At 65.6% G+C, this 16,233-nt stretch carries 12 protein-coding genes; 3 read left to right on the top strand and 9 right to left on the bottom strand.

Annotated elements, in window-relative coordinates; translation table 11 throughout:
• The first annotated feature begins 134 nt into the window (after positions 1 to 134).
• Complete coding sequence (locus ABOC32_RS00175; RefSeq protein ID WP_426809775.1) at positions 135 to 5,036, top strand: alpha-2-macroglobulin family protein; 4,902 nt, start codon at positions 135 to 137, stop codon at positions 5,034 to 5,036.
• Between the two features lie 129 nt (positions 5,037 to 5,165).
• Here ABOC32_RS00175 and ABOC32_RS00170 read toward each other — a convergent pair whose 3' ends face one another.
• Positions 5,166 to 5,459 (bottom strand): hypothetical protein, encoded by a 294-nt coding sequence (locus tag ABOC32_RS00170; protein ID WP_043199280.1) that lies wholly within the window; start codon positions 5,457 to 5,459, stop codon positions 5,166 to 5,168.
• A 77-nt stretch (positions 5,460 to 5,536) separates the two neighbouring features.
• Between ABOC32_RS00170 and pbpC the strand changes: the two genes are divergently transcribed.
• On the top strand, positions 5,537 to 7,879 hold the full coding sequence (gene pbpC / locus ABOC32_RS00165; RefSeq protein WP_426809774.1) for a peptidoglycan glycosyltransferase PbpC: 2,343 nt from the start codon (positions 5,537 to 5,539) through the stop codon (positions 7,877 to 7,879).
• Positions 7,880 to 7,971: 92 nt separating this feature from the next.
• A complete protein-coding gene (locus ABOC32_RS00160) occupies positions 7,972 to 9,636 on the top strand; it encodes a ShlB/FhaC/HecB family hemolysin secretion/activation protein (RefSeq protein ID WP_426809773.1) in 1,665 nt (554 codons plus the stop codon).
• Positions 9,637 to 9,772: 136 nt separating this feature from the next.
• On the opposite strand, the gene ABOC32_RS00155 is transcribed toward ABOC32_RS00160, so the two are convergent.
• From ABOC32_RS00155 to ABOC32_RS00120, 8 genes are all read right to left on the bottom strand, one after another.
• The gene (locus ABOC32_RS00155) at positions 9,773 to 10,546 is read right to left on the bottom strand and encodes a response regulator transcription factor (RefSeq protein ID WP_043199274.1); all 774 of its coding nucleotides are present in this window, start codon (positions 10,544 to 10,546) and stop codon (positions 9,773 to 9,775) included.
• 119 nt (positions 10,547 to 10,665) lie between these two features.
• On the bottom strand, positions 10,666 to 11,136 hold the full coding sequence (locus ABOC32_RS00150; protein ID WP_043199272.1) for an A24 family peptidase: 471 nt from the start codon (positions 11,134 to 11,136) through the stop codon (positions 10,666 to 10,668).
• A 319-nt stretch (positions 11,137 to 11,455) separates the two neighbouring features.
• On the bottom strand, positions 11,456 to 12,025 hold the full coding sequence (locus ABOC32_RS00145) for a DUF4136 domain-containing protein (protein WP_426809772.1): 570 nt from the start codon (positions 12,023 to 12,025) through the stop codon (positions 11,456 to 11,458).
• Between the two features lie 19 nt (positions 12,026 to 12,044).
• Positions 12,045 to 12,680 (bottom strand): DUF4136 domain-containing protein, encoded by a 636-nt coding sequence (locus ABOC32_RS00140; protein ID WP_086974973.1) that lies wholly within the window; start codon positions 12,678 to 12,680, stop codon positions 12,045 to 12,047.
• 21 nt (positions 12,681 to 12,701) lie between these two features.
• Entirely contained in the window at positions 12,702 to 13,451 is a 750-nt protein-coding gene (locus ABOC32_RS00135) for a methyltransferase (RefSeq protein WP_234229266.1), read from the bottom strand.
• Positions 13,448 to 13,753 carry a MazG-like family protein gene (locus ABOC32_RS00130; protein ID WP_234229265.1) on the bottom strand — a complete coding sequence of 102 codons (306 nt, stop codon included), beginning with the start codon at positions 13,751 to 13,753 and terminating at the stop codon, positions 13,448 to 13,450. The genes ABOC32_RS00135 and ABOC32_RS00130 overlap by 4 nt, the downstream gene beginning before the upstream one ends.
• A gap of 177 nt (positions 13,754 to 13,930) precedes the next feature.
• Positions 13,931 to 14,782: a MaoC family dehydratase gene (locus ABOC32_RS00125; RefSeq protein WP_426809771.1), complete on the bottom strand. Its 852-nt coding sequence runs from the start codon at positions 14,780 to 14,782 to the stop codon at positions 13,931 to 13,933.
• A gap of 2 nt (positions 14,783 to 14,784) precedes the next feature.
• Positions 14,785 to 16,137 (bottom strand): 3-oxoacyl-ACP reductase, encoded by a 1,353-nt coding sequence (locus ABOC32_RS00120; protein ID WP_426809770.1) that lies wholly within the window; start codon positions 16,135 to 16,137, stop codon positions 14,785 to 14,787.
• Positions 16,138 to 16,233 lie beyond the last annotated feature (96 nt).

Genomic DNA, 16,233 nt, shown 5'->3' with positions numbered 1-16,233 from the left:
TGCCACAGTGTAACGGCCAGGCAACCATTTCGCGCGACCATGGTCTGACTTGCCGCGCAACGCCCGGGTGCTGCACCTGACGTTGAGCTATAGTTGCTGCCCTCACGTACACGCTGCCTAAGAGTTCCTACTCCATGTTCAACAAAGGATTGTTGCTGGCCTGCGCGCTGGCTTTGCTCAGTGCCTGTGACTCTTCCACGCCGGAAAAACCGGCGCCGGCCGAGAAACCCGCTGCCTCTGCGCCTGCCGAAGCACCCGCGCCCAAGCGCGAAGACCCGGCTGTGCTCGCCAAACGCTACGAAGGCCGCGAGCTTACGGTGCTGGATGCTTCGGAGGTGCAGCTCGATGGCGCATCAACGCTGTCGATCAGCTTCTCCGCACCGCTGGATGCCAAGCAGGACTTCGCCAGCAAGGTGCACCTGGTCGACACCGTCAAGGGTAAGCTCGACGGCGCCTGGGAACTCTCTGACAACCAGATGGAGCTGCGCCTGCGCCACCTGGAGCCGCAGCGCAAGCTGGTGCTGACCGTCGACAAGGGCTTGCTCGCGGTCAACGGCAAGCAACTGGACAGCGAGTCGGTCACCCAGCTGGAAACCCGCGACATGCAGCCGACCATCGGCTTTGCCAGCCGCGGTTCGCTGCTGCCCACGCGCCTGGCCGAAGGCCTGCCGGTGATTGCCCTGAACGTCGACAAGGTCGATGTCGAGTTCTTCCGGGTGAAGCCGGAAATGCTCTCGACCTTCCTGGCCAGCTGGGGGCGCAACAGCAGCCTGTACTACTACCAGTCCAAGGAAACCCTGGACATGGCCGAGCTGGTCTACAGCGGCCGCTTCGACCTCAACCCCGCCCGCAACACCCGCGAAACCGTGCTGCTGCCCATCGCCGGCATCAAGCCGCTGCAAGACCCGGGCGTGTACCTGGCGGTGATGCGTGCCTCGGGCACCTACGACTACTCGCAACCAGCGACCCTGTTCACCCTCAGCGACATCGGCGTGTCGGCGCACCGCTACCGCGACCGCATCGACGTGTTCGCCCAGGCGCTGGAAGGCGGCAAGGCGCTGAACGGCGTCAACCTCGAAATCCATGACGAGAAGGGCAAGCTGCTGGCCCAGGCCAGCACCGATGGCAAGGGCCACGCCCAGCTGCCGATCACGCCCAAGGCCGATACCCTGATCGCCACCCAAGGTGTGCACACCACCCTGTTGCGCCTGAACACTGCTGCCCTGGACCTGGCCGAATTCGACATTACCGGCCCCCAGGCCAACCCGTTGCAGTTTTTCATCTTCGGCCCGCGTGACCTGTATCGCCCAGGTGAAACCGTGCTGCTCAACGGCCTGCTGCGCGACCAGGACGGCAAGCCCGTCAAAGCCCAGCCGGTGAACGTGGAGGTGCGGCGCCCGGATGAACAGGTGAGCCGCAAGTTCGTCTGGGAAGCCGACAGCAATGGCTTGTACCAATACCAGTTGCAGCTGGCCACCGAGGCCCCGACTGGCCGCTGGCAAATGCTGCTCGACCTGGGCGGCGGGCGCAAGCAGGTGTATGAATTCCTGGTCGAAGACTTCCTGCCCGAGCGCCTGGCGCTGGAGCTGAAGGGCAGCAGCACGCCGCTGTCGCCGGAGGAGGATGCGCGCATCGAGGTCAATGGCCGTTACCTGTATGGTGCCCCGGCTGCCGGTAATCGCCTGAGTGGCCAGGCTTATGTGCGTCCCCTTCGCGAGGCAGTACCTGCGCTGCCCGGCTACCAGTTTGGCGCGGTCACCGAAACCGAGCTGAACCAGGACCTGGAGCTGGACGAAGTGACCCTCGACCAGGCCGGCAAGGCAGTGGTCGACATCGAAAGCCGCTGGGCCGAAGCCCGCTCGCCGCTGCAACTGACCGTGCAGGCCAGCCTGCAGGAGTCCGGTGGCCGGCCGATCACCCGGCGCCTGGAGCAGCCGATCTGGCCAGCCGAGCGCCTGCCGGGCCTGCGTGGCCTGTTCGAGGGCGAGGAAACCGATAGCGACGGGCCGGTGGAATTCGAGTTCCTGGTGGCCGACCGCGATGGCAACAAGCTGGCGGCCAACGACCTCAAGGTGCGGTTGATCCGCGAGCGCCGCGACTACTACTGGAACTACTCGCAGAGCGACGGCTGGAGCTACGCCTACAACGAGAAATTCCTTACCCAGAACGAAGAGACCGTCAGCGTCAAGGCAGGCTCCACCGCCAAGCTGAGCTTCCAGGTTGAATGGGGCCCGTACCGCGTCGAGGTGGAAGACCCGCAGACTGGCCTGGTGTCCAGCGAGCGCTTCTGGGCCGGCTACCGCGCCCAGGACAACGCCGAAGGCGGTGCCGTGCGCCCCGACCAGGTCAAGCTGGCACTGGACAAACCGTCCTACGCCGACGGCGCCACGGCCAAGGTCACCGTCACCCCGCCTGCCGCTGGCAGCGGCTACCTGATTATCGAATCCAGCGATGGCCCGTTGTGGTGGCAGGAAATCGAAGTGCCCGCCGAGGGCAAGACCTTCGATGTGCAACTGGACAAAGCCTGGGCACGCCACGACCTGTACATCAGCGCGCTGGTGATCCGCCCGGGTGAGCGCAAGGCCAACGCCACGCCCAAGCGTTCAGTCGGCGTGCTGCACCTGCCGCTGGACCGCGCCGAGCGCAAGTTGGCGGTGAGCCTGCAGGCGCCGGAGAAAATGCGCCCGAAACAGCCGCTGACCGTGAAGGTCAAGGCCGCCAATGCCGATGGCAGCGTGCCCAAGCAGGTGCATGTGCTGTTGTCGGCGGTGGATGTGGGCATCCTCAACATTACCGATTTCAAAACGCCCGATCCGTTTGCCAGCCTGTTCGGGCGCAAGGCCTACGGCGCCGACCAACTGGATATCTATGGCCAGCTGATCGAAGCCGGGCAGGGTCGCCTGGCCAGCCTGGCGTTCGGTGGTGATGCGGCGATGGCCAAGGGCGGCAAGCGCCCTAACACCACGGTCACCATCGTCGCCCAGCAGAGCCTGCCGGTGACCCTGGACGAAAACGGTGAGGGCCAGGCCACGGTCGACATCCCCGACTTCAACGGTGAACTGCGGCTGATGGCCCAGGCCTGGACCGAAGAACACTTCGGCATGGCCGAGGGCAAGACCGTGGTCGCCGCGCCGCTGATTGCCGAGCTGTCGGCCCCGCGCTTCCTGGCCGGTGGCGACCGCACCAGCCTGGCGCTGGACCTGGCCAACCTGTCGGGCCGCGCCCAGCAGCTGAACGTTGAAATCACTACCGAAGGGCAACTGAGCCTGGCCACCAATGCCGTGCAGACCGTTGCCCTGGCCGAGGGGCAGCGTTCGACGCTGATGATTCCGGTGCAGGCCCAGGGTGGTCTGGGGCAGGGCAAGGTGCATGTGCGTGTCACTGGCCTGCAACTGCCGAACGAGCCGACCATCGCGTTCGAGCGTGAGTGGACGCTGGGCGTGCGCCCGGCCTACCCGGCAATGCTCAAGCACTACCGCGTGGCCTTGAAGGATCAGCCTTGGACCCTGCCGGAAGCAGACCTTGCCGCCTTCGAACCCGCTGGCCTGGAGGCCAGCCTGGCGTTGTCGAGCCGGCCCCCGTTGAACCTGGCCGAGCAGATTCGCGCGCTGGAGGCATACCCTTACGGTTGCCTGGAGCAGACCACCAGCGGCCTTTACCCGTCGCTGTACGCCGATGCCGACAGCCTCAAGCGCCTGGGCATCAAGGGCGAGCCGGCGGATGTGCGCAAGCGCAAGATCGAGATGGGTATCGAGCACCTGCTAGGCATGCAGCGTTACAACGGCAGCTTCGGGCTGTGGAGTTCGGACAGCGAAGAGGAGTACTGGCTGACTGCCTACGTCACCGACTTCCTCTTGCGTGCCCGTGACCAGGGTTATGGCGTGCCGGCCGAAGCGCTGAAGAAGGCCAGCGAGCGCCTGCTGCGTTACTTGCAAGAGCGCAACCTGATCGAAGTCGACTACAGCGAAAACGCCGACCACACCCGCTTTGCCGTACAGGCCTATGCGGCGCTGGTGCTGTCGCGCAGCCAGCAGGCGCCGTTGGGTGCCCTGCGTGGCCTGTTCGAGCGCCGTGCCGATGCTCGCTCCGGCCTGCCGTTGGTGCAACTGGCGGTGGCGCTGGACAAGATGGGCGACAAACCGCGTGCCGAGCAAGCCTTGCAGGCGGGCCTGGGCATCAGCCGTGGCAAAGGCTGGATGGCCGACTACGGCAGCGCCCTGCGTGACCAGGCGCTGATATTGGCATTGCTGCAGGAGAGCAACCTGGCCAGCAGCCAGGTCGACCAGCGCCTGTTCGCCTTGTCGGATGAACTGGCGGCCAACCGCTGGTTGTCGACCCAGGAGCGCAATGCGCTGTTCCTGGCCGGCCGTGGCCTGCTGGGCAAGCCGGAAGGCAAGTGGCAGGCACGCCTGGACAGTGCGGGCGAGGTGCGCGAGTTCAACAATGCCGAGGCCGGCATGAAGCTGGAAGGCCCGTTGCTGGCATCGCCACTGAGCGTGCAGAACGAAGGCAGCGAGACGCTGTACCAGCAGCTGACCTTGTCCGGTTACCCACGCCAGGCGCCTGTGGCCGGCGGTAACGGTATGCAGATTCGTCGTGAGTACCTGGGCATGAATGGCCAGCCGCTGGACCTGCACAACCTGCGCAGTGGCGACCTGGTGCTGGTGCACCTGGCGCTGAAGGCCGAAGACCGTGTGCCGGATGCGCTGGTGGTGGACCTGCTGCCGGCAGGCCTGGAGCTGGAAAACCAGAACCTGGCGCAAAGCGCCGCCAGCCTGGACAACGCCAGCAGCGCGGTGAAGGAATGGCGCGAGTCGATGCAGAACGCCAGCGTGGTGCACCAGGAGTACCGTGATGACCGCTACGTTGCCGCGCTCAAGCTCGACAGCTACGGCACCACCCACCTGCTGTACCTGGCACGGGCAGTGACCCCGGGCACCTACCGCGTACCGCCGCCGCAGGTTGAGTCGATGTACCGGCCGAACCTGCAGGCTGTGGGCGATGGGCAAGGGGAGATGACCGTAAAAGCCCGCTGAGGCAACAGGCTCACCTGTAGGAGCAGCCTTGTGCTGCGAAGAGGCCAGTAGAGACAGCACTTCTTTCAGTGTGCTTACTGGCCTCTTCGCAGCACAAGGCTGCTCCTACAAAGGTGTAGGTTCTGGCTTTTAGTGAATCACCCAGCTCATCACCCACAACCCCAGCACCAGCCAGATGATCCCGAGGATGATCGAGGCGCGCATGAACGCGCGGATTGCCGAGTACAGCAGCATCAGGCCGATGATCAGGGCCAGGATGCTGATCAGCGAGGTGTCCGTGCCCAGGGTGCGCGCCAGGCCGTCGATGAAATTGCCACCGGCATTGGCCAGCAGGTTGAACAGCCCGCTCAATGCGTCGACGATGAAGCGGATCAACGACCCCAGTGCCTGGCCCAGCCACTCGAAAAAACCTTCTACATGCATAGTTGCTTCCTGATGAACGAATCGGCGATGTTGCCGTTCCCAAGCCTTTGGCCATCACCTGGCCAGGTCGGTTCCCGATGCCAAGCTTAGCGCGTGCGGGCAGGCTGTTGCGCGCCACGCTGATTGGCCTGCTGGTGCTGTGCGGCCTGTTGTGGCTGGCCGACCGGCTGTGCCCGCTGCCGCTGCCGGGCGACGACCTGGCGCGGGTAGTGCTGGCCGAAGACGGTACGCCCTTGTGGCGTTTTGCCGATGCGGAGGGTGTGTGGCGCTACCCGGTCAGCCCGGACCAGGTTTCGCCGTTGTACCTGCAGGCCTTGCTGACCTACGAGGACCGCTGGTTCTACCGCCACCCCGGGGTCAACCCGTTGGCCCTGGCGCGCGCGGCCTGGCTGAACCTGCGGGGTGGGCGTGTGGTGTCGGGCGGCAGCACGCTGTCGATGCAGGTGGCACGGCTGCTAGACCCGCATGACCGCACCCTGGCCGGCAAACTGCGCCAGCTGTGGCGTACGGCGCAGCTGGAGTGGCACTTGTCCAAACGTGAAATCCTGCAGATCTACCTGGACCGCGCGCCCTTCGGCGGCACCCTGCAGGGCGTGGCTGCCGCCAGTTGGGCGTACCTGGGCAAGTCGCCGATGCACCTGACCCCGGCCGAAGCAGCGCTGCTGGCGGTGCTGCCCCAGGCACCCAGCCGGCTGCGCCCGGACCGCCACCCTGAGCGTGCCCAGCGTGCCCGCGACAAGGTGTTGCAGCGCCTGGCCGAATACCAGGTGTGGCCTGTGCAGCAAATTCGTGAGGCCGCCGAAGAGCCGCTGCTGCTGGCCCCACGCCAGGAGCCAGCGCTGGCGCCCTTGCTCGCCCGGCGCCTGAACAGCGCCGACAGCCCGCCGCTGATCCGTACCACGCTCGATGCGGCGTTGCAGCGGCGCCTTGAAGATTTGCTGCTGGGCTGGCGCGCGCGGCTTCCGGAGCGCACCTCTGCCGCCATCCTGGTGGTCGAGGCGCAGACCATGGCGGTGCGTGCCTACCTTGGCTCGATCGAGCTGGCCGATGAGCGCCGCTTCGGGCATGTCGACATGGTGCGCTCGCTACGTTCGCCCGGCTCCACCCTCAAGCCGTTCCTTTACGGCATGGCGCTGGACGATGGCCTGATCCATTCCGAATCGTTGTTGCAGGATGTGCCGCGCCGCTATGGCGACTACCGCCCCGGCAACTTCTCCATGGGCTTCAGTGGGCCGGTGTCGGCCAGCTCGGCGCTGGCCCTGTCACTCAACCTGCCGGCCGTGCAGTTGCTGGAGGCCTACGGCCCGAAACGCTTTGCCGCACAACTGCGCATGGCGGGCATGCCACTGATATTGCCACCCTTGGCCGAGCCCAACCTGTCGTTGATCCTGGGCGGTGCCGGCAGCCGCCTTGAAGACCTGGTGGGTGGCTACGCGGCGCTGGCGCGGGGTGGCAACAGTGCGCGAGTGCGCTTGCAGCCACAGGACCCGCTGGTGGAGCGCCGGCTGCTGTCACCGGGGGCGGCGTGGATCATCCGGCGCATCCTCAGCGGCCAGGCGCGCCCCGACCGCGACCCGCATGCCGAGCTGGTGCAGCGCCCACAACTGGCCTGGAAGACGGGCACCAGTTATGGCTTTCGCGATGCCTGGTCGATTGGCGTAGGCCCGCGCTACCTGATCGGCGTGTGGATCGGCCGCCCCGACGGCACGCCGGTACCCGGCCAGTTCGGCCTGGCCTCGGCGGCGCCGTTGATGCTGCAGGTGCACGACCTGTTGAGCAACCGCGACAGCCAGCGTGGCATCAGCGTGCCGGTGGAGCGGGTGCCGGCGAATGTCGGTGTGGCGGCAATCTGTTGGCCGCTGGGGCAGCCGATGAGCAAACAGGACCCCAACTGCCGGCGCCAGCGTTTTGCCTGGACCCTGGACGGCACCACACCACCGACGCTGCAAGCCGCCGACCAGCCGCTGGGCCTGGGCCTGCGCGAAAGTGTGTGGGTCAACGACCAGGGGCTGCGTGTGGATGGCAGTTGCCCAGGCGCCAAGGTCCGCGACATTGCCTTGTGGCCGGCCCCGCTGGAGCCTTGGCTGCCCCGCGTGGAGCGGCGCACGGCGCGGCTGCCCGCCATCGACCCGGCCTGCCCACCGCAGGTGCCGGCCAGCGCGCCGCCGCTGTCGATCGTCGGCGTACGCCCGGGTGATAACCTGCGCCGCCCGGCGACCAGCAGCGAGCCGTTGCAGCTGCATGTGTCGGCCCTGGGCGGTGGCCGGCGGCGCTGGTGGTTCCTCAATGGCCAGCCGTTGGGCGAAACCCAGGGGCAGGACAGCCTGCTGGTGCGCTTGCCGCAGGCCGGGCAGGCCGAGCTCAGTGCGCTGGACGAAAGCGGCGAGACCGCGCGGGTGGCATTCCAGGTCAGCGAGTAGGCGTTCGACGGCAGCCGGGCCAGCACCTACGCTTGCAAGTGACGGGTGTGACCGGCTGGTGCCCCGCAACCCAAGGGAACATGGAGCGCCCTATGCGTCCTCTGGCCGTGCCCCTGTTGTTGCTGCCTTGGGCGTTTTTGGCCCAGGCCGAGGCGTTGCCGGGTTTTCTCGACAGCCATGAGTACGAACGGCGCCTGCCCGACACCAACCTGCCGGTAGACACCTATCGGCCCCCCAGCCCCAACCTGCGAATGCCCCGGCCAAACGCCGAAAGCCAGGCCTGGGCGCCTGCGGATACGCGCATGGTGCTGCACAAGGTGCGTTTCGAAGGCGGTACGGTGTTCCCCTTGAGCGACTTGCGCGAGCACTACCAGCCGTTGATCGGGCACAACATCACATTAGGCGAGCTGCAGCAGTACACCGAGCGCCTGACCGAGCGCTACCGGCAGGAGGGCTACCTGCTTTCATACGCCTACCTGCCACCTCAGGATGTGGCCGAAGGCCGGGTCAATGTGGTGCTGGTCGAAGGTTACATCCGGGATTACCGCGTGGACGGCGACATCGGCCCGGCCGGTGACTACCTGCAGCAGTTGCTGACGCAGCTGGAAGCCGAGCGCCCGCTGACACGAGAAACCCTGGAACGCTACCTGGGGCTCGCCGAACGCCTGCCGGGTGTGTCGATAGAGGCTGAGCTGGCGATGGCGCAAACCGCTGACGGGGCCGCCCGCCTGACCGTGCATGCGCGGCGCAAGCCGTTCAGCGCCGCTGTTACCGTGGCCGATTCCAGTCGCGACGATGCGCAGGCGCTGCTGACGGCAACCAGCAATGTCCAGACCCGCTTTGCCGAACAGTTAAAGGCCAGCCTGCTGTTGCCTCCGGGTGATGACCAGGTGCATTACCAGCGGCTGGACTACAGCCAGTACCTGGATGCTGCCGGCAGCCAGTTGCTGCTCTCGGCTTCGCGCTACCGCAGTGATCCGGGCACGCGTATTCGTCTGGACGATGGCCGTGACATGACCCGCGAGCGCGACAGTGAACGCTATGCGGTGGGCCTGCGCCAGCCAGTGGTTGTGAGGCCGAACGAATGGATGGCCGTGCAGGGGCACCTGTATGCGGTCAGCGAGCACGTTGAGGACCGACTGGACGGGCAGCCTTCGGTTCGCGACTACGACACCGGTGTGCGCGCGCTTTCCTTTGAGGGCGACTGGCGCAAAGTGGAAGGTAACCGCCTGCGTATTGTCAGTGCCGGGGTCTATCAGGGGCTGGATTACCTGGGGGCGCGCAGCGATGCCGACTACGATCTGGATTTCCTGCGGCTGCGGCTTTCCGGTTTGCAGAGTGACACGCTGGCTGGCAACTGGCAGGGGGTGGTGTCGGGCGCGCTGTATTGGAGTGATGACCAACTGCCCGACAGCGAAAGGGCTGGCTTTGGTGGGCAGCATTTTGGCCGTGGCTACCCGCGTGACCAGGCAGAAGGGGACAAAGGCTGGGGTGTGGCTTACGAACTGAACTACCTCCTGCGAGGTTACGGGCTGGCGCTGGTTCAGCCCTATGCGGCAGTGGATGTGGCGCAGGCCTGGCATAACCGGGGGCCGGAGGACGATGCCCATCTGGCTTCGGCGGCACTGGGTGTGCGGTTGGGGGATGGGCGTTTCTTCAATGTTGCGCTGGAGCTGGCGAAGCCTTTGGCGGATGTGGCCTTGGATAGCCTGGACCGTGGCCCCCGGCTGACCCTGAGTTTGGGTTTCCAAATGTAGGGGGGCGCTCCGCGCCCCTTTCCGACCGGTCCGGCGCCCCGGCAAGGCCGCTCCCACAGGTTACGCGGTCCCTTGTAGGAGCGGCCTTGTGTCGCGATGGGCTGCACAGCAGCCCCAAAATCTCAAAGCCACACCCTCAATGGGTAGTAAACCTCAAATGCACCGGCGACGAGCTGGGCGTCAGCGCCAATGCCAGCTGGGTACGGTTGTGCATGTGGGTCAGTCGCAACACCTGCGACACATACAGCTTCACGGTATTTTCGGTAATGCCCAGTTCACAGGCGATCTGGTAGTTGGTCTTGCCCTTGCTCACCAGCCGCGCCACTTCCAGTTGGCGTGGCGACAGCTTCTCGAAGGCGGCCGGCAGCTCGTTTTCGCTCTCTTCCACATCGGTGGCACGCCGGTGGGTACCTTGGCCACGGGCTTTTTCCAGGTCCTGGTACAGCTCGTCCACCGAGTCCGCCAGGTCCTGCAAGCGCTGGTTCAACCCGCCCAGGGCGCGGAAGTTGCGCTGGCGCTCTTGCAGGGCCTCTTCCTGGCGGCGCACGCCTTCCAGCAGTTCGTCGAGGTTCATGGGCTTCTGGTAATAATCGGCAAAGCCTTCGCGCAGGGCACGGATCACGTCCTGTTTGTCCGCACGCCCGGTCAGCATGATGGCTTCAAACATACGTTGCCCGGTGACTTCCTTGAGGGCGCGGACCAGTTCGATGCCATCACGCTCAGGCATGTGCAGGTCGCAGATGATCAGACCGATGGCCTCGTCGGCCAGGTAGCGCTGGATGGCGTCGTCGGTGGAATGGGCTGGCAGGCAGTGGTAGCCCTGGGTTTCGAGAAACTCACACAACTGTTCGACGATGACTGGTTGGTCATCGACCACCAATACCTTTACTTCACTGAATGGTCTGGTCACGATCAACTCCCTGTTCGAATGCGGTCCTGCTCCCGTGCCAGACACGCTGGCAGCTTAAAAATAGTCGCACTTTCCGGTTATGTACAAGTTATGTACAAGACATGGGACCACAGGAGTGATTATTGGATCCATACCGCCGTTAGAAGAAAACCTGCTAACACGTAGGGTACGAATGCCTGTTTGTCGCCCATTTCTTCGGTCAGGGCCTGCAAACGCTTCTTCACCTTGGGGTTGAGCAGGGTCCACAGGCGCCGCCGCGTGAGCAGCCAGACCAGCACGCTGACACCGGCGCCGATGAAGGTGCCGAGCACGTATTGCGGGCTGGTGGCCAGGGCCAGGGCGCCCATCAGCTTGACGTCGTCGGCACCGAAGCGGCCGAGCATGTAGCCGGGCAATGTAAGCAGCATGACGATGGCCAGCGCCCAGCCGGCATCACTGGCATCGGCGCCGATCCAGCTGTGGCCGGTTGCGAACAGCCAGAACAGGGCGCCGGCGGCCACGCCCAGGGTCAGCAGATCGGATATCTGGCGTTGACGCACATCCTGTTCGGAGCACAAGGCAAGCCACAGCAGGAGAACAATGCTTTGCATTGGCAGGTCGCCTTTCCCAAATGTTGAACACATCTACCCGGTCAGTCAGGTTTCCTTAAGTGAAGATAGACAAGAACCTGCGGACGAGTGGGCGGGAAGGGGAAAAAGGCGTGGCTGGAATGGATTTTGTCGTAGGTGGCATCGACCTGGCAGGTGATGCGCAAGTGATCATGACCGCGATCTCTGTGGGAGCGGGTTCATCGAAGCGTCGAACCGCCGCGAACACCGGCGAAGCCGGTGCCATGCACCGTGTCGCTTTCTTCGCGGGTGAACCCGCTCCCACAGAGTCCGCGGCGCCTAGGGAGGCCGCGTTTGAAACTTACTTCTTGCTTCCCGGCGGGTAGTTGGCCAGCACCTTGGTCACGGTATTGTGAATGGCGCTGTTGCGTTCTTCCGGGCTTGGCGGGTAGTTGTTCATGATCTGCTCGGCACTGCCGCGCCACACCAGCTTGCCGTCACGCCCGTCGAACATGTCGATCTGAATGGTGGCGACCTTGTAGTCGACACTGCGGGTTTCGTTGTACATCGGGCCGCCCCAGTAGCCACCCCAATAACCGCCCCAGCCACCGCCGTAGTTGGTGGTGATCTGTTGCTGGCGCTGCTCGACAATCAGGTACGTGCGCACGCCCAGGTCAGGCCGCGCGCCAGCCTGCACAGGGCGCAGGCCGCGCTGGTCGAGCTGGTCGGCCACCGCTTGGCGGATGCGCTGTTCGGTGAGGTCGCTTTTGATGCGCGGGTCGTCCGGGCGGTATTGCAGGCCCGGCTCCTGCCACGCCCAGCTGCGATAGGCGGCAAAATCGCGGCTTGCATCGAAATCCTGCTGGACGTTATTGCTGGAGCAGGCGGCGAGCAATAACGCGAATGACAGTAGAACGAGACGGCGCAACATGATGGTTCTCCGTTAAACGTTAACTGGGAGGATAGCCGCTGAGCGCCTTGTGCACAGAATCGCGCAGGGCGCTTTCGCGTTCACGCGGCGAGTCCTTGTCGCTGCCGCTTTCGGCGCTGGCGCTCCACACCGGCTGGCCGCTGCGGGCGTCGTACAGGTCGATGCGCACAACCATCACCTCCACCTCGTAGGTGCGCACGATGGGCACGCTGGCATAGCCCCCATAGCCGTGGCGGTAGCCACCATAACCGACACCACCGTAGGGGTAGGGGCCGTAGTAGGGGTCGTAGCTGTCGTAGTCACGCACCTGGCGCAAGCGTTTTTCCAGGCGCATGTCGGCGCTGACCAGCAAATCGCCCGAAGCTCCTCGGGCAGGGCGCAGGCCATGCTGGTCGAGTGCGCCGCTGACGGCATCGGCCAGTTGCGCCGGGTCGGCATTGGCCGAGCCGCTGGGCAGTTGGCCGTTGCGCCAGCTCCAGCTGCGGTAGTGCCCGTAATCCCGGGCGGGTGCCGGGTAGGCGCTTGCGTCGAAGGTGGTGGCCGCCTGGGCGGGGGCCGGGGGCAGCGGGCGGCTGCTGGCCACATACGGGTTGCTGCCCTGGCAGGCAGCCAAGGCAAGCGGCAGCAGGGCCAGGCACAACAGACGGTACGGCATGTATTCCTCCCGGCGGGCGGGTCAACGGGGGCGGCAGACCCAGTGCAGGTAGCGGCCAAGCCCGGCAAAGCCGGGGTGGCGGCGGTAGGCCAGTTCCATTTCCAGCAGGTCGAGCAGCTCGGCCTTGCCCTGGAACTCTTTGGGCATGTAATCGTGGAACACCCGCACACCGCTCTCGGTTTCAACCTGCCACATAGGATCAAGTTGCGCCTTGAGCTCGCGTGGATCAAGCGGTTTCTGTGGGGTCAGGCTCTGCTTTTCACCTTCCAGCCGGTTGCTGCGCAACTTGCGGAAGTGGCCCTTGAGCAGGTTGCGATAGACCAGCGCGTCGCGGTTGTAGAAGGCCAGCGACAGCCACCCGGTAGGGGCCGTGAGCTGGTGCAGCACGGGCAGGATGCTTTCGGGCTCTGCCAGCCATTCGAGCACGGCATGGCACAGCACCAGGTCGTAGGGTTCGGTCAGCTGGCCGAGCAGATCTTGCCAGGGGGCCTGGATGAACGTGGCGGTCTGGCCGGCCTCGGCAAAGCGCGCCCGGGCGCCGTCGAGCATCGGGGCGGCAGGCTCGGCCAGGGTCAGGTGATGGCCACGCTGGGCCAGCCACAACGCCATGTGGCCCAGCCCGGCGCCGATGTCGAGGATGCGCAGCGGACGGTCGGGCAGTGCCTCGGCCAGGTCGGCCTGCAGCACGGCCAGGCGGATCGCGCCCTTGGCGCCGCCGTAGATCTTCTCGGCAAAGCGGGTGGCCAGCTCATCGAAGTGACGGTCGTTCATCGGGCGAAGCGCCTCTCGCTGTCGGCCAGCTTGGCCCGCACCACCTGGTCCATGTCCAGGCCCAGTTCGCTGCACAGCAACAACAGGTAGAGCACCACATCACCGACTTCCTGGCCGACGTGGGCGAGTTTGTCGGCAGGCAGCTGGCGCGATTGGTCTTCGCTCAGCCACTGGAAGATTTCCACCAGCTCGGCCATTTCGACGCTGGCGGCCATGGCCAGGTTCTTCGGGCTGTGGAAGCCGCGCCAGTCATTGTTGTCGCGGATCTGGTGCAGGCGTTGGGTGATTTCTTGCAGGTTCATCGGGGGTCTCCTAATGCTGCATAGCTTCGGCCCAGGCCCGATGCAAAGCAAGGGGCCGCTTTGCGGCCCATCGCGACGCAAGACCGCTCCCACAGAGACCGCGCTGGCATCAAGGCTGACGCAGTCGCTGTGGGAGCGGCCTTGTGTCGCGAAAAGGCTGCGCAGCAGCCTCACGATTCAAAGGGAAGCCCAGCGCCCGAGCATATGCAGCACGCCCCCATGCCCATCCAGCCGCAACGCCCCCGCAGGCCCCGCTTCACTGGCACTAAGCACCACCTCCGACGGCAATCGCACCGGTTTGCGGAAATCCACTTCAAAGGCATAGCCGCTGTGCGGCAGGTGCCCGCGCAATGCCGCCAGGGCCATGGCTTTGCTCCACATGCCATGGGCGATGGCCGTGGGGAAGCCGAACAGTCGCGCACTGGCGGCACTCAGGTGGATAGGGTTGTAGTCACCGCAAACCTTGGCATAACGCCGGCCGATATCACTGTCGGCGTACCAGCGGGTAGCCTCGGGCAATGGCTCCGGTTCACCGTCGGCAGGCTCGCCCGCTGCGCCCTCCAGCTTCAGCCCGCGCACCAGCATGCGGCTGGTTTCGCGCCAGAGCAGGCCAATGCCGTCTTCTGCCTCGGTCACCAGGTCGAAGGTGCCGCCCTTGGCATGCGGCTGCAGGTTGTGTGCGTACACCGCAAAACGCAGCCCTTCGACACCGCCAAGCGGGCGCAGCACTTCGATGCGGTTGTGCAGGTGCACCAGGCCCAGCAGCGGGAAAGGGAAGCCTGGAGCGGTCATCAACTGCAACTGCAGCGTGAACGCCATGACGTGTGGATAAGTGCCCGGCAAGCGGCCATCGTCGGTAAAGTGGCAAAGCCGTCGATAGGCCGCCAGGTTGCCCGGCTGAACCGGGACGAAACAGCGCAGGCCATCGTCCGGCACGCGGTCACCGCTGATCGTGCGTTTGCTGGCTGCACGCAGGTACAGGCTGGCGCGGGCAGCCGGGCTTTGCAGGTCGTGCCAGTGTCGGCTCATGGTCAGGCTCCCATCAAGGCCTGGCCGCACACGCGCAGCACCTGGCCGTTGACTGCCCCGGAGCCAGGCTGGCTGAGCCATGCGATGGCCTCGGCGACGTCCTGCGGCCGCCCACCCTGGCCCAGCGAGCTCAAGCGCCGACCGGCCTCGCGCAGGCCCATGGGCATGGCCGCGGTCATGTGGGTTTCGATAAAGCCGGGGGCGACAGCGTTGATGCTGCCGCCGCGCTCGGCAAGCCGCGGCGCCCAGGTTTGGGCCAGGCCGATCAGCCCGGCCTTGCTCGCGGCATAGTTGGCCTGCCCGCGGTTGCCGGCAATGCCACTGACCGAGGCCAGCAAGGTGATGCGCGCGTTTTCCCCCAGCGCGCCGTGGTCGTACAGCGCCTGCGTCAGTACCTGCGGTGCCTTGAGGTTGACCGCCATGACCGCGTCCCAGTATTCCGGGGTCATGTTGGCCAAGGTCTTGTCGCGGGTGATGCCGGCGTTGTGCACCACGATGTCGATGCCGTCGGGCAGGGCTGCGAGCAGTTGCGTTGGCGCGTCACTGGCGCAGATATCCAGGGGCAGCGCCTTGCCACCGAGCCGTGCAGCCAAGGCGTCGAGGTCCTGGCTGGCCTGCGGCACATCCAGCAGCAACACATCGGCGCCATCGCGCGCCAGGGTTTCGGCAATGGCGGCGCCGATGCCGCGGGCCGCACCGGTGACCAGGGCACGACGGCCGGCCAGCGGGCGGGTCCAGTCGCCGACCTGGCTGGCGCAGGCCTCCAGGCGCAGCACCTGGCCAGAAATGAAGGCACTCTTGGGTGAGAGAAAGAAGCGCAAGGCGCCCTCCAGCTGGTCTTCGGCACCGGGCGCGACATACAGCAGCTGGGCGGTCGCGCCATTGAGCAGTTCCTTGGCCAGCGAGCGGCTGAAGCCTTCGAGGGCCCGTTGGGCGACGCTGGCCAACGGGTTGTCGAGGCTTTCCGGAGCACGCCCCAGCACCACCACATGGGCGCATGGGGCCAGGCTGCGCAGCAGTGGCTGGAAAAATTCGCGCAACTGCTTCAGCGCATCGCTGTCGGACAGATGACTGGCATCGAACACCACGGCTTTGATTTTCGGCCCCAGGCCGGCCACCCAGGCTTCGGCCTGCAGGTTATCGGCGTTGAAGCAGTACAGCGCGTCGGTCAGGCGCGGGGCGATGGCTTCGACCTGGCCTGCCAGCGGCCCGCCACCCAGTACCAGGGCCCCTTCCACCGGGCGCAGGCGGCCGGCCTGCCAGCGCTCCAGCGGCGCCGGGCGCGGCAGGCCGAGGGCATCCACGAGGCGGCGGCCGAGGTTGGAGTTGGCAAAACCGAGGTAGCGATCGCTCATGAGTGGGTCTCCGCAAAAGGCAAGCTTGAAAGTGTGGACCAACTTTGTGGCAAGGTCGTTCGAATGCGGTAAAAACACCTAGGCTGTACGGATCAA

Source organism: Pseudomonas sp. WOUb67 (assembly GCF_050058005.1).
GTDB lineage: Bacteria > Pseudomonadota > Gammaproteobacteria > Pseudomonadales > Pseudomonadaceae > Aquipseudomonas > Aquipseudomonas putida_R.
Note: the sequence above shows the minus strand (reverse complement) of the source record. Positions and strands in the feature narration are given on the sequence as shown.

What these genes read in the sequence shown, in the direction of transcription:
- ABOC32_RS00175 (WP_426809775.1), top strand. Translation starts at nt 135, where the DNA reads ATGTTCAACAAAGGATTGTTGCTGGCCTGCGCGCTGGCTTTGCTCAGT.
- ABOC32_RS00170 (WP_043199280.1), bottom strand. Translation starts at nt 5,459, where the DNA reads ATGCATGTAGAAGGTTTTTTCGAGTGGCTGGGCCAGGCACTGGGGTCG.
- pbpC (WP_426809774.1), top strand. Translation starts at nt 5,537, where the DNA reads ATGCCAAGCTTAGCGCGTGCGGGCAGGCTGTTGCGCGCCACGCTGATT.
- ABOC32_RS00160 (WP_426809773.1), top strand. Translation starts at nt 7,972, where the DNA reads ATGCGTCCTCTGGCCGTGCCCCTGTTGTTGCTGCCTTGGGCGTTTTTG.
- ABOC32_RS00150 (WP_043199272.1), bottom strand. Translation starts at nt 11,136, where the DNA reads ATGCAAAGCATTGTTCTCCTGCTGTGGCTTGCCTTGTGCTCCGAACAG.
- ABOC32_RS00145 (WP_426809772.1), bottom strand. Translation starts at nt 12,025, where the DNA reads ATGTTGCGCCGTCTCGTTCTACTGTCATTCGCGTTATTGCTCGCCGCC.
- ABOC32_RS00140 (WP_086974973.1), bottom strand. Translation starts at nt 12,680, where the DNA reads ATGCCGTACCGTCTGTTGTGCCTGGCCCTGCTGCCGCTTGCCTTGGCT.
- ABOC32_RS00135 (WP_234229266.1), bottom strand. Translation starts at nt 13,451, where the DNA reads ATGAACGACCGTCACTTCGATGAGCTGGCCACCCGCTTTGCCGAGAAG.
- ABOC32_RS00130 (WP_234229265.1), bottom strand. Translation starts at nt 13,753, where the DNA reads ATGAACCTGCAAGAAATCACCCAACGCCTGCACCAGATCCGCGACAAC.
- ABOC32_RS00125 (WP_426809771.1), bottom strand. Translation starts at nt 14,782, where the DNA reads ATGAGCCGACACTGGCACGACCTGCAAAGCCCGGCTGCCCGCGCCAGC.
- ABOC32_RS00120 (WP_426809770.1), bottom strand. Translation starts at nt 16,137, where the DNA reads ATGAGCGATCGCTACCTCGGTTTTGCCAACTCCAACCTCGGCCGCCGC.